Below are 12,377 nucleotides of genomic sequence, written 5' to 3'. Positions count from 1 at the left end.
TCCACCCCATTCAACACTGCGCGGATCATGCTTCGCGGGTATCCAGAGCGATGCGGGTTTCAAGGAGCTGCGCGAAGAAGGCTTTCAGTCGTTGCTCGGCGGTGGCCTGGCTGCAGAATTTTTCGAGGCTGGCCACCGAATGCGCGGACATCTGCGCGTAACGCTCGGCGTCGTTTTTGGCGACGTCATAGCTGGCCCGATAAGCGCGGCACAACGATTCCCAGTTCGTCACGTAACGCAGGGTTCGGAACGCCCTGCGCGGGTCGTGGGGCCAGGCCGTCAACTCGTCGGTGGAGTCGATCAGAAACGCATTATCGGCATCCAGGTAATCGATCATCGCCGTGGTGCGTGGCGCGACCGCCGGTTTGCCGCAGGACATGAACTCCATCAGCGGCAGGCACTGGCCTTCGCCGTAGGAGGTGTTGACCACAAAGCGGGTTGCCTGCACCAGGTGCTCGTAGTCCGAATCCGCGAGGTAGCCGTAGATCAGCACGATGCGGCAGCGATAGGACTGGTTTTTGTACAAATGGTGAAGGATGTCGGTCAGCGCTTCTTCGGCATCGTGGTGGGTCAGTTTGAGCACCAGCGTCGCGTCATCCACCTCGCGGAACGTCACGCAGAAGGCACTGAGCATGTCTTCCCAATTCTTGCGCCCATCACCCGGGTTGAACACCGAGGTGTAAATCACGCCGTCGAGCACCAGTTCGTGTTCACGGGGCGGTGCTTCGAAATCGATACCTTCGCCTTCGCGTAACGACGCCGGCCCAAAGGCTCGCAAGTCCAGGGTGCGGCTGTCGGCCACCAGGCCTTTGATCTTCAGGCGCACCTGACTCGCCAGTGGCTGACGTTGCAACTGGGCGCCGCGTGCCGAGAATCGATCCCACACCGGCGCCGGCACCGCGACGATCGAATAGTCGGCGCCCATCGCCTCGCGCACGGCGTTTACCGTGTAGCTGGAATGGGTAATCGCCGCGCCTGAAGCGCGCAATACCGTGCGCCAATCATTGCGCGGTTCACCCGCGAAGGGTTCGTTGGGAATGGTGCTGAATTCCCACGCAAACACCGGTAAGGTCGGACAGGCGAAGTGCACCGGCGTGCAATGCGGCGGCGAGAACGACAGGAACACGCAGTCTTCACCTCGGGACAGCGCGTCGCGGTACAAGGCATCGACTTCGGTCTGCGGGTCTCTGACTTCCACCACACGCCCCAGACGCTCCAGCACCGGCCGGTATTCCTTGAGCACGAAGTAATAGCTGTACTCCGAACGGCCAAGGTTCTGGGCGATGGTGTGCTGGTTGGTTTCCGAATGAATGATGATCAGCATGAGGCGTTATCCGTCACGGCCGCTGCCGGCAAAGCCTGCGGCGTCAGCCCGAAAAAATCCGCCAGGCGCTTCTGCACCGGGGCGAAGGCGCAGTAGTCGTGCATGCGCTCGACCGCATCGCCCGACATGCGCCGGTACTCCAGCGGTTGCTCCTTGGCCGTCCGGTAGCTGTTTTCGTAGGCGGTTTTCAGCGAGCCCCAGTCCGGGCGATAACGCAGGGTCCGGTAAATGATCCGGGTGTCTTGTGGCCAGATGGTCAGCTCTTCGCTGGACTTGACCACAAACGCCACACGCTCATCGATGTAATCCTCCATGGCGGTGTGGTCCGGGGCGATCACCGGCTTACCGCTGGCCATGAATTCCATCAGCGGCAGGCACAACCCCTCGCAGCGCGACGCGTTGACGTAATAACTGGCGGCTTCGTACAACCGGGCGTATTGCGGATCATCCAGGTAACCGTGCATCACCACCACCCGACAGGCGAACGGCGAGAGTTGCGCGAGCAAGGTCATCAGCTCGTCGTAGTAGGACGACAGGTCGCTCTGGGTAATCTTCAGCACCAGCGTGGCATCATCCGTTTCGCGAAAGGCCCAGCAGAATGCGGTGATCAATTGATGCCAGTTCTTGCGACCATCCCTAGGGTTGAACACCGTGACATACACCACGCCGTCCACCTGGGTTTCAACCCGGGAAGTGGTGTCCGGCCAATCCCGCGGTGCAGGCTCGGGCACGGCCATCGTCTGCGGGCCAGCGATAGCCGGTAGATACTCGGCAAGCCGTGCATGAACGGTATCGGAAAGAAGATCGCGGATGCCTTCCCAATACCACTGGCTCAGAAAGTGCGTGCGATGCACCGGGACGGGCAGCGTTTTACCCATGTCCCGACGCCACATGTGCAGGTAATGGCGAGCGATGACGAAGCGACGTTTTAGCGTCAACGGCGGCGGCTTCAATGCCTCCAGCGCCGCCAGTTCCTCGGCGCTCGGCGGTACGGGAATCAGCGCGTCGGCAGACAGCCCAAGCGTGCGCGTATCGAAGATGCAGCCTTTGATCTCCAGCGTCGAACCGGCATTCACCGGCGCGCTGGCGTGGTGGCTGCGAATGGCCGCGAAGTTCTCCCACAAGGGCGTGGGCAACACCAGCACGGGGAAATCTTCGCCCATGGCCCGCCGAATCGCCCGGGCCGTGTGGCTGGAAAGCGTGATGACCCGGCCCTGGCGTGCCAGCATCTGCGTCCAGTCCTGACGTGGGTCGTTATCCCATTGCTCATCGGGAATGGAGTCGAACTCCCAGGCCACTACGCAGATCGTCGGGCATTCAAGATCGTTCGGGGTTTTCTGCGGCGGGGTGAACGACAGGAACAGGCTGTCTTCGCCGGTGGCCAGCAATTGTCGATAGAGAGGATCGACCTCGGCGGTGGAGGACACCACATGCACCCGCCCGAGGCTTTCGAGCACCGGGCGATAAGCCTTGAGCACGAAGTAATAACTGTATTCGGGACGACCGAGGCTCTGACTGATGGAGCTGTCGTTGACGTCCGAGTAAAGAATGAAGTTCATGGCATCCCACGATGAAACCGCCATCCCGGCAGCCCCACTCTATGACGGCAAAGCCACGGATCGACCCGGCGTTTGCCAGTCGTCGTCCAGCGCCTTCTTGCCCGTCTACGTTCTTGTTTTAATGGTCAGCTTCGCGGGGTGTGAATACCACCCGGCCGAACCCTGGGTAATCGTGACGAGGGGCATTCTAAACACATCCGCTGAGGATTCGTGAACCGCCCGGCGAGAATAAATCGGGCTACGCTGACGAGAACTGACCAGTCACGGTGGGACCTGTTGAAATTGCCGCGCAATTGGCACAGATTGGCTACCAAACAACTACAACAAACGTTTCGCCTGTCTTTCGACCAAGGAATCCACCCGGTCTGTCAGACATCTCCATAAAGCCTGTGGGGAATGGACGAAATGCACGACCAAGGGGCCGCTGTTTGAAAAAGCGTCTGTTCGTTACGGGTCTCAGTGGATTCGTAGGACAACACATCCAAACCCGCCTGAAGGCTGATGCCTCGGAATGGGAGCTTCTGCCTGTCGCCGCCCGCTACGATCTCGGCGAGCCAGGCTCCCTCGACGGCCTCTGGCCGGACATGCCCGACGCGGTCATTCACCTGGCCGGCCAGACCTTCGTTCCCGAAGCCTTCCGCGATCCGGCACGCACGCTGACGATCAACCTGCTCGGCACCTTGAACCTGCTTCAGGCACTCAAGGCCCGTGGCTTCAACGGGACCTTCCTGTACGTCAGCTCCGGCGACGTCTACGGGCAAGTGACCGAGTCAGACCTGCCCATTACCGAACACCAGCCACCCTGCCCGCGCAATCCCTATGCCGTCAGCAAACTGTCGGCCGAGTTCCTCAGCCTGCAATGGGGCCTGAGCGAAGGCTGGCCGGTCGTGGTCGCACGCCCGTTCAACCACATCGGCACCGGCCAGAAAGACAGCTTCGTCATCGCCAGCGCCGCCCGCCAGATCAACCGTATCAAACAAGGCCTGCAAGCCCCGCAACTGGAAGTCGGGGACATTGACGTCACACGCGACTTCCTGGACGTGGGCGATGTGGTGTCCGCCTATCTGGCGCTGCTGGAAAAGGGTACGCCGGGACAGGTCTACAACATTTGCTCGGGGCGCGAGCAGAGCATCCGCAGCCTGATCGAACAACTGGGGGACCTCGCCCAGGTCGACCTGCAATTGATTCAGGATCCTGCGCGTTTTCGCCGCGCGGATCAGCGTCGCGTTTGTGGCAGCTCTGCCAAGCTTGCCCAGACCACAGGATGGACGCCTGAAATCACAACACAACAATCCCTGCGGGCGATCCTGTCCGACTGGGAGAAACGAGTAAAAGAAGAATGACAAAAAGTGCATTGATCACGGGGATCACCGGTCAGGACGGCGCGTATCTGGCCAAATTGCTGCTCGACAAGGGCTACAAGGTCCACGGCCTGGTGGCGCGTCGCAGCAGCGATGCACGCTGGCGTTTGCGTGAAATGGGAGTCGAGGGGGACATCGTTTACCTGGACGGTGACATGGCCGATGCCTGCTCGGTGCAGCGCGCGGTGATCAAATCCGCTCCGGACGAAATCTACAACCTGGCGGCGCAAAGCTTTGTCGCGGCCTCCTGGGATCAACCGGTCACCACCGGCATCGTTGACGGGCTGGGCGTGACTCACCTGCTCGAAGCGATCCGCCAGTTCAGTCCGCACACGCGTTTTTACCAGGCGTCTACCAGCGAAATGTTTGGCCTGATCCAGGCCGAGCAGCAGGACGAGAACACGCCGTTCTACCCGCGCAGCCCTTACGGCGTGGCCAAGCTGTATGGTCACTGGATCACCGTGAACTATCGCGAAAGTTTCAACCTGCACGCCAGCAGCGGGATCCTGTTCAACCATGAATCGCCCCTGCGCGGCATCGAGTTCGTGACCCGCAAAGTGACCGACGCCGCCGCCCGCATCAAACAGGGCAAACAGCAGGAATTGCTGCTGGGCAACATCGACGCCAAACGCGACTGGGGGTTTGCCGGTGATTACGTCGAAGCCATGTGGCTGATGCTGCAACAGGACAAGCCTGACGATTTTGTGGTCGCTACCGGCGTGACCACCACCGTGCGCGAGATGTGCCGCATCGCCTTCGATCACGTGGGCCTGAACTACCGCGACTTCGTGAAGATCGACCCGGCGTTCTTCCGCCCGGCCGAGGTCGAAGTGCTGCTCGGCAACCCGGCCAAAGCTCAGCGCGTATTGGGCTGGAAGCCAAAAACAGACCTGGATACCTTGATCCGCATGATGATGGATGCGGACATGAAACGCGTCGCCAAGGAGTAGGCCATGCTGATTCCTGTGATTCTCTCCGGCGGTGCCGGTACTCGCTTGTGGCCGGTGTCCCGCGAGGGCCATCCCAAGCCGTTCATGACCCTGCCCGACGGTCAGTCGCTGCTGGGCAAAACCTATCGGCGAGCGGCCGGTCTGCTTGATGGCTGGGGCGATATCGTCACGGTGACCAACCGCGACTACTACTTCCAGAGCAAGGATCACTATCAGGAGGCGCAGCTCAGTCGCCATCGCGGGCACTTTCTGCTGGAGCCGACAGGCCGCAACACGGCCCCGGCCATCGCCGCCGCCGCCCTGTCACTGCAAGCCCTGCACGGCGATGACGCGATCATGGTGGTGATGCCCGCCGACCATTTGATCCTCAACGAAGACGCCTTGAAGTCTGCGGTCAAACACGCCGTGGCATTGGCCAAGGATGGTTTCCTGGTGACGTTCGGCGTGGTGCCGACGGCCCCGGAGACCGGTTTCGGCTACATCGAGACCGGCGCGGCACTGGACGAAAAAGGCGCCGCCAAAGTGCAGCGTTTCGTCGAGAAACCGGATCTGCAAACCGCCACCCATTACCTGGAAAGCGGCAAGTTCCTGTGGAACTCGGGGATGTTCTGTTTCTCCGTGACGACCGTGCTGGCCGAATTGCAGATCCATGCCCCCGAGCTGCTGGAGCAGACGCAAACCTGCATGGCGCAAAGCGCCCCCGTGGAAACGGCCGGGTGCCTGCAGCAGGAATTATCCCCGGCGTTGTTTGCCGAGATCACTGACATTTCCATCGACTACGCCTTGATGGAACGCTCCGACAAAGTGGTGGTGGTGCCCGCCGGTTTTGACTGGAGCGACATCGGCTCCTGGGGCGCGGTGGCCGCGCTGGTGCCGGCGGATGCGCAAAACAACCGCGCCAGCGGTGACGCGGTGTTCGTCGACAGCCACAACAACTTCGTCCAGAGCGAAGACCGGCTGGTAGCCGCGGTGGGTGTGGATAACTTGATCATCATCGACACCGCCGACGCGGTGCTGGTGGCCCACGCCGATCGCGCACAGGATGTGCGCCGGGTGGCCAAGCAGCTCAAGGACAAAAAGCACGAGGCCTATCGCCTGCACCGCACGGTCAGCCGGCCCTGGGGCACCTACACCGTGCTCGAGGAAGGCCCGCGCTTCAAGATCAAGCGCATCGTGGTCAAACCAGGCGCCAAGCTGTCGCTGCAAATGCACCACCACCGCAACGAACACTGGGTGGTCGTCGAAGGCATGGCCAAGGTCACCAACAACGGCGCCGGCACCCATCTGGTGGCCAAGAACGAATCAACCTTCATTGCCGCCGGTCACAAGCATCGCCTGGAAAACCCGGGCGTGATCGACCTGGTGATCATCGAAGTGCAAAGCGGCGAATACCTGGGAGAGGACGATATCGTTCGCTTCGAAGACCAATACGGCAGGACGGTTTGAATGCTGCTTTCCCTATACCGCACGCTGCGTAGTTATCGAGGGTTTATCTTCGGTAGCGTCCAGCGTGAGTTTCAGGCGCGTTATCGCAATTCGCTGTTTGGTGCTCTATGGCCGGTGCTTAACCCCCTGTCGATGATCATCGTCTACACCGTGATTTTTTCCCACATCATGCGCGCGCGTCTGCCGGGCGTGGATGACAGCATGGCCTACAGCGTTTACCTCTGTGCCGGCCTGCTCGCCTGGGGACTCTTTGCGGAAATCACCCTGCGCAGCCAGAACATGTTTCTGGAAAACGCCAACCTGCTGAAGAAAATCAGCTTCCCACGGATCTGCCTGCCGGTGATTGTGCTGTTTAACGCGGGCATCAACTTCGCAATCATCATGGCCCTGTTCCTGGGCTTTCTGCTGATCACCGGACGTTGGCCGGGAATGGCGTTGTTCGCCTTGATACCGCTGATGGCGTTGCAAATGATGTTCTGTGCCGGGCTGGGAATGATACTCGGCGTGTTGAATGTCTTCTTCCGGGATGTCGGGCAACTCTTCGGCATCTGCCTGCAATTCTGGTTCTGGCTGACGCCCATTGTCTACCCGATGAGCATCCTGCCGGACTGGGTGCAGCGCCTGCTGCAACTCAACCCCCTGACCAACCTGATCGTCAGCTATCAAAACATGTTTCTTTATGGGCAATGGCCGGTCTGGAGTTCGCTGCTGCCGATTTTTGTCACGGGCTTAGTGTTCTGTCTGATCGGGCTGCGTCTGTTTCGCCAGCGCGTCGGTGAAATGGTGGATGAACTCTGATGGGGCATATTCGCGTCACCGGCCTGGGCAAGGCCTACAAGCAATACCCGACCCGCTGGAGCCGACTGGCCGAGTGGCTGATTCCGTTTTCGCCCCTGCGCCACCACCAGCACTGGGTGCTGCAAGACGTCGAATTCGAGATTGCCCCCGGTGAAGCGGTGGGCATCGTCGGGGTCAACGGCGCAGGCAAAAGCACCTTGCTGAAGATGATCACCGGCACCACCCAACCGACGTGCGGCAAGATCGAGCTCGAAGGCCGGGTGGCGGCCCTGCTGGAACTGGGCATGGGCTTCCACCCGGACTTTACCGGCCGACAGAATGCAATCATGGCCGGGCAATTGCTGGGCATGCAGGTCGATGACATCGAAGCGCTGATGCCACAGATCGAAAGTTTCGCGGAAATCGGCGAAGCCATTGACCATCCGGTGCGAACCTATTCCAGCGGCATGCAGATGCGCCTGGCGTTCAGCGTGGCCACCGCACAGCGTCCGGACATCCTGATCGTCGACGAAGCCCTCTCCGTGGGCGACGCCTACTTCCAGCACAAGAGCTTCGAACGCATCCGCAGCTTCCGCAAGGCCGGCACCACCCTGCTGATCGTTTCCCATGATCGCTCGGCCATCCAGTCGATTTGCGATTCGGCGATCCTGCTCAAAGACGGCCGCATGGCCATGTACGGCAAACCCGAAGCGGTCCTGGATTACTACAACGCCCTGATGGCCGAGCGTGAAGGCCAGGTGGTCCGTCAGGAAATGCTCGCCGGCGGCGAAGTCCAGACCGTGTCCGGCACCGGTGAAGCGGCCATCCTCAGTGTGCGGATGCTGGACGAGAATGAACGTTCCATCGACGCCGCCGAGGTCGGTCAGAGCGTGGTGCTGGAAGTCCAGGTCGAAGTCCGCCAGGACATCGAGCGATTGGTGCTCGGCTTCATACTCAAGGACCGCCTGGGTCAGATGATGTATGGCATCAACACCCATCGCCAGGACAAGGCCCTGACCGATCTGCACGCCGGGGAGCGTTACACGTACCGTTTTTCCTTTGTCATGGGCCTGGGCAAGGGCAACTATTCCGTGTCCCTGAGCTTGTCGCGGCTGGACTCGCATCTGGATCGCAACTACGAATGGCGCGATTACGGGCTGGTGTTCCATGTGATCAACAACCGGCATGAAGACTTCGTCGGCTGCTCGTGGCTGGCGGCGCAAACCACCATTACCCGCTCCGACTCGATTGTTTCGGAACGCACGCCATGACGCGCCTTCTGGTGGAATGCACCCACGTGTTCCTGCACCCCAAAGTCAATTCGGGCATTCAGCGGGTGGTGCGTAACGTCATCAATCAATTGCCGGCTAGCGTCGACGGTGTTGAGTGCATTCCAGTGGTGATGCTCAAGGGCAAACTCTATCGGGTGCTCAAACTCGGTGCGTTGAACATCCCGTTTTTTGATGGGCTGATGACATTCGGTGGGCGACTGGAGCGGCTGGCTCATCGTTTCTGGCAGCTGCATCAACGCTTGCACAATCGCAGTCACTCGCGAGTGGTCAAGCGCCTGCTGCACGTGGCCTACCGCCTCACGGCGATCACCTGCTTCAGCATTCCTTTGCGCCTGATCGACGCCATCAACCAATATCAACTGCCCAAACGGTGCTCGCCATTGCAGCATCAGCCGGGTGATCAACTGGTGTTGCTGGATTCTTCCTGGCACAGCGATTTCTTCCCGTTTGCCGAACAGCTCAAGCGTGAAGGCGTGGGCATCGTTTCGGTGATCTACGACCTCATCCCGCTGACTCACCCGCAGTTCTACGACACGCGGCTGGTGCAGATTTTCAACGAGTGGTTCAACTGGATCACCCAGACCGCCGACGGCTACCTGGCGATCTCCGCCACGGTGCGCGATCAGGTGCGCGAGGAATTGCAGCGTCGGCTGGGTCCGGCCAAAGCCGATACGTTGTGGTTCGATTATTTTCACCTCGGCTCCGAACTGGACCTGAGCGAAGCCTGCGCCGCCGTCGAGCCGAGACTGACGCACGTGTTCAAAACACCGGAGCCGGTGTTTTTGATGGTCAGCACCATCGAGCCGCGTAAAAACCACGATTACCTGCTCGACGCGTTCGAACGTGCCTGGGCCTCAGGTTCGCAAGCCCGGCTGTGCATCGCCGGGCGCATCGGCTGGAAGTGCGACGCCCTGCTCGCCCGCGTGCGCAACCACCCACAGTTGAACCAACGCCTGTTCATGTTCAACGACCTGAGCGACACCAGCCTCGAACACGCCTATTCCCATGCTAGCGCGCTGGTGTTTCCGTCGTGGGTTGAAGGCTTCGGCTTGCCACTGGTGGAAGCCATGCAGCGCGGTTTGCCGGCCATGGGCAGCGACATTCCGATCTTTCGCGAAATCGGTGGCGAGTTCATGGCGTACTTTGACCTCGCCGAACCGCAAAGCCTGGCGGACCTGGTCACCGGTTTCGAACGCTCCGGGAAATTCCCGGCCGCTCGCAGCGTGGCGGACTGGCAGTGGATCGGCTGGCGTGAAGCCAGTGCGCAACTGGCTGAACGCACCCTGCGCAATCTGGTAGACGCGCCGGTCGTGCAAGAGAGGCAACATGCGAATTGCCCTTAACGCCCGGATCCTTCAAGCCCCGCGCACCGGCATCGGCCATTACGTCGCCGAACTGGCGAACGCGCTTGCTGATGAGCCCGATGTCGAACTCGCACTGTTCCACGGTTGGGGCTGGAGCTCGGACTTGCCAGAAGCCGCCATGCCCGGCTATTCGCGACTGACGCCGTTGCTGCGACAAATTCCGGGGGCTTATCAAGCCCGGCGCTGGCTGGAGCAGAAACGCTTCGATCAAGGGCGCTCGAAAACCATCGACCTCTATCACGAACCGAGCCTGTGGCCGCTGTCGTTCGACGGCCCGACGGTCATCACCCTGCATGACCTGACGCACCTGCACTACCCCGACACGCAACCCCCCTCGCGCCTGCGGGAAATCGAGCGGCGCCTGGCCGACGGCGTGCAGCGAGCGAGTCTGATTCTTACCGACTCGCAGTACATTGCCGACGAAGCCCAGGCGTATTTCGCACTGCCGGCCGAGCGTTTTGTCATCGCACCGCTGGGCGTGGCCGCACGTTTCCACCCACGGGAGCCTGAAGCCATTAACGCGGTGCTCAAGACTCACGGCGTCGAGGCGCGGGAATACTTCCTGTGTGTTGGCACCCTCGAGCCGCGCAAGAACCTGACGCTGGCCCTGCGCGCCCATGCCCTGTTACCGGAAGCCGTGCGCCAGGGTTTTCCACTGCTGATCGCCGGCATGGCCGGTTGGCAAGGCGAACAATTCAGTGATGAATTGCGCGCAGCCCTGGCCACCGGGGATGTGTGCCTGCTCGGGTATCTGCCTGACGAACAGATCGCGCAATTGTTGGCCGGTGCCCGGGCACTTGTTTTTCCGTCGCTCTACGAAGGTTTTGGTCTACCGGTTCTTGAAGCCATGGCCAGCGGCACGCCGGTGATCCTCGCTCGACGTTCGGCCATGCCAGAGGTTGCGGGGGCTGCGGGCAATTACATTGAACCTGACGAACCGGAAGGCCTGCGTGATGCAATGACCCGTCTGATCGACGATCAAGCGTATTGGCAGGCTTGTCGGGAAGCCGGATTGCAACAGGCACGGCTGTTTACCTGGGAGCGCTGCGCCAGCATTACGGCCAGCGCCTACCGCCAGGCAATGGGAGGTTGAATGCGAGTACTCCACTTTTTCAAGACGTACCTGCCTGACTCGGTCGGCGGTATCGAGCAAGTCATCTTTCAATTGTGCGAAAGCGGTGCCCAGCACGGCGTTGAAAGCCAGGTGCTGACACTCAGTGCCGATCCGACCCCACCCGTGATGCAACTCGGACAACACGAAGTCCACCGGGCCAAACTCGACATTCAGTTTGCTTCCACGGGGTTTTCCTGGAGCGTCTTCAAACAGTTTCGCGAGTTGGCGGCCGAGGCTGACGTGGTCAATTACCACTTCCCATGGCCATTCATGGACCTGGTGCACTTCACCAGCAGCCTGAACAAGCCGAGCGTGGTGACGTACCACTCGGACATCATTCGCCAGAAGCACCTGCTCAAGTTTTACCGGCCATTGATGAACCGCTTCCTGGCCAATGCCGACCGGATCGTCGCCGCGTCGCCCAACTACTTCCACACCAGCGAGGTCCTGCAACAGTTTCAGCACAAGACCCGAGTGATCCCGTATGGTTTGAACAAGGCAGGTTATCCACAGCCCGACAGCGATCGCATGGCCCAGTGGCGGCAAACACTTGGGGATAAGTTTTTCCTGTTCGTTGGCGTGATGCGCTATTACAAGGGTTTGCACATCCTGCTCGACGCCTTGAAAGACCTGGATTATCCGATGGTGATTGTCGGCGCCGGCCCTCTGGAAACCGAGCTTCACGCCCAGGCTGCGGCTTTGGGCTTGCGCAACATTCACTTCCTCGGGCGTTTGGGGGAAGAAGACAAAGCAGCGTTACTGCAACTGAGCTACGCCATCGTCTTTCCGTCGCACCTACGCTCGGAAGCGTTCGGCATCTCGCTGCTCGAAGGCGCGATGTACGGCAAGCCGATGATCTCCAGCGAAATCGGTACCGGCACAAGCTACATCAACATCCACAACGAAACCGGGCTGGTGGTGCCACCGAGTAATCCACAGGCGTTCCGAGAAGCAATGCGCACGTTGTGGGAAGACCCGGTGCGGGCGGCAGCAATGGGCGTGAAGGCTGAGGCGCGTTATCGGCAGTTATTCACCGCCGATGAAATGGGCCGCAAGTGGACGGCGTTGTACGAAGAACTGCTGGAAGAGAAATCCCTGTCCTACGCCTGAAATCTGTAGGAGCGGGGGGGGGGGGGGGGGGGGGGGGGGGGGGGGGGGGGGGGGGGGGGGGGGGGGGGGGGGGGGGGGGG

General features: G+C 60.7%; 10 protein-coding genes. 8 read left to right on the top strand and 2 right to left on the bottom strand.

The features are described 5' to 3' along the window. Positions 1–25: 25 nt before the first annotated feature. Together AC1ROI_RS05495 and AC1ROI_RS05490 are read right to left on the bottom strand one after the other, a co-directional pair. Positions 26–1,324: a glycosyltransferase gene (locus AC1ROI_RS05495; RefSeq protein WP_102594445.1), complete on the bottom strand. Its 1,299-nt coding sequence runs from the start codon at positions 1,322–1,324 to the stop codon at positions 26–28. Further along, entirely contained in the window at positions 1,318–2,883 is a 1,566-nt protein-coding gene (locus tag AC1ROI_RS05490; RefSeq protein WP_256580169.1) for a glycosyltransferase, read from the bottom strand. Before AC1ROI_RS05490 ends, AC1ROI_RS05495 begins: the two co-directional genes overlap by 7 nt. A gap of 428 nt (positions 2,884–3,311) precedes the next feature. On the opposite strand from AC1ROI_RS05490, the gene AC1ROI_RS05485 reads away from it, so the two are divergent. Genes AC1ROI_RS05485 through AC1ROI_RS05450 form a run of 8 tightly spaced genes read left to right on the top strand, consistent with a single transcriptional unit; the run spans position 3,312 to position 12,297 of the window. Further along, the gene (locus AC1ROI_RS05485; RefSeq protein WP_102594447.1) at positions 3,312–4,226 is read left to right on the top strand and encodes a GDP-mannose 4,6-dehydratase; all 915 of its coding nucleotides are present in this window, start codon (positions 3,312–3,314) and stop codon (positions 4,224–4,226) included. Then, positions 4,223–5,194 carry a GDP-mannose 4,6-dehydratase gene (gene gmd, locus AC1ROI_RS05480; RefSeq protein ID WP_010465433.1) on the top strand — a complete coding sequence of 324 codons (972 nt, stop codon included), beginning with the start codon at positions 4,223–4,225 and terminating at the stop codon, positions 5,192–5,194. The genes AC1ROI_RS05485 and gmd overlap by 4 nt, the downstream gene beginning before the upstream one ends. A gap of 3 nt (positions 5,195–5,197) precedes the next feature. Then, complete coding sequence (locus tag AC1ROI_RS05475) at positions 5,198–6,640, top strand: mannose-1-phosphate guanylyltransferase/mannose-6-phosphate isomerase (protein ID WP_102594449.1); 1,443 nt, start codon at positions 5,198–5,200, stop codon at positions 6,638–6,640. Continuing rightward, the gene (locus AC1ROI_RS05470; RefSeq protein WP_083375406.1) at positions 6,641–7,438 is read left to right on the top strand and encodes an ABC transporter permease; all 798 of its coding nucleotides are present in this window, start codon (positions 6,641–6,643) and stop codon (positions 7,436–7,438) included. Then, a complete protein-coding gene (locus AC1ROI_RS05465) occupies positions 7,438–8,688 on the top strand; it encodes an ABC transporter ATP-binding protein (protein WP_010465439.1) in 1,251 nt (416 codons plus the stop codon). Before AC1ROI_RS05470 ends, AC1ROI_RS05465 begins: the two co-directional genes overlap by 1 nt. Continuing rightward, positions 8,685–10,052: a glycosyltransferase family 4 protein gene (locus AC1ROI_RS05460; protein ID WP_102594450.1), complete on the top strand. Its 1,368-nt coding sequence runs from the start codon at positions 8,685–8,687 to the stop codon at positions 10,050–10,052. Before AC1ROI_RS05465 ends, AC1ROI_RS05460 begins: the two co-directional genes overlap by 4 nt. After that, on the top strand, positions 10,036–11,166 hold the full coding sequence (locus AC1ROI_RS05455; protein ID WP_102594451.1) for a glycosyltransferase family 4 protein: 1,131 nt from the start codon (positions 10,036–10,038) through the stop codon (positions 11,164–11,166). The genes AC1ROI_RS05460 and AC1ROI_RS05455 overlap by 17 nt, the downstream gene beginning before the upstream one ends. Further along, positions 11,167–12,297 (top strand): glycosyltransferase family 4 protein, encoded by a 1,131-nt coding sequence (locus AC1ROI_RS05450; RefSeq protein ID WP_102594452.1) that lies wholly within the window; start codon positions 11,167–11,169, stop codon positions 12,295–12,297. Positions 12,298–12,377: the final 80 nt, after the last annotated feature.

This window comes from Pseudomonas sp. GW823-FHT02C02 (genome assembly GCF_058797635.1).
The sequence above is the reverse complement of the archived record's forward strand: the minus strand, read 5'-3'. Positions and strand labels throughout refer to the sequence as shown.

What these genes read in the sequence shown, in the direction of transcription:
- AC1ROI_RS05470 (WP_083375406.1), top strand. Translation starts at nt 6,641, where the DNA reads ATGCTGCTTTCCCTATACCGCACGCTGCGTAGTTATCGAGGGTTTATC.
- AC1ROI_RS05455 (WP_102594451.1), top strand. Translation starts at nt 10,036, where the DNA reads ATGCGAATTGCCCTTAACGCCCGGATCCTTCAAGCCCCGCGCACCGGC.
- AC1ROI_RS05450 (WP_102594452.1), top strand. Translation starts at nt 11,167, where the DNA reads ATGCGAGTACTCCACTTTTTCAAGACGTACCTGCCTGACTCGGTCGGC.
- AC1ROI_RS05490 (WP_256580169.1), bottom strand. Translation starts at nt 2,883, where the DNA reads ATGAACTTCATTCTTTACTCGGACGTCAACGACAGCTCCATCAGTCAG.
- AC1ROI_RS05495 (WP_102594445.1), bottom strand. Translation starts at nt 1,324, where the DNA reads ATGCTGATCATCATTCATTCGGAAACCAACCAGCACACCATCGCCCAG.
- AC1ROI_RS05475 (WP_102594449.1), top strand. Translation starts at nt 5,198, where the DNA reads ATGCTGATTCCTGTGATTCTCTCCGGCGGTGCCGGTACTCGCTTGTGG.
- gmd (WP_010465433.1), top strand. Translation starts at nt 4,223, where the DNA reads ATGACAAAAAGTGCATTGATCACGGGGATCACCGGTCAGGACGGCGCG.
- AC1ROI_RS05465 (WP_010465439.1), top strand. Translation starts at nt 7,438, where the DNA reads ATGGGGCATATTCGCGTCACCGGCCTGGGCAAGGCCTACAAGCAATAC.
- AC1ROI_RS05460 (WP_102594450.1), top strand. Translation starts at nt 8,685, where the DNA reads ATGACGCGCCTTCTGGTGGAATGCACCCACGTGTTCCTGCACCCCAAA.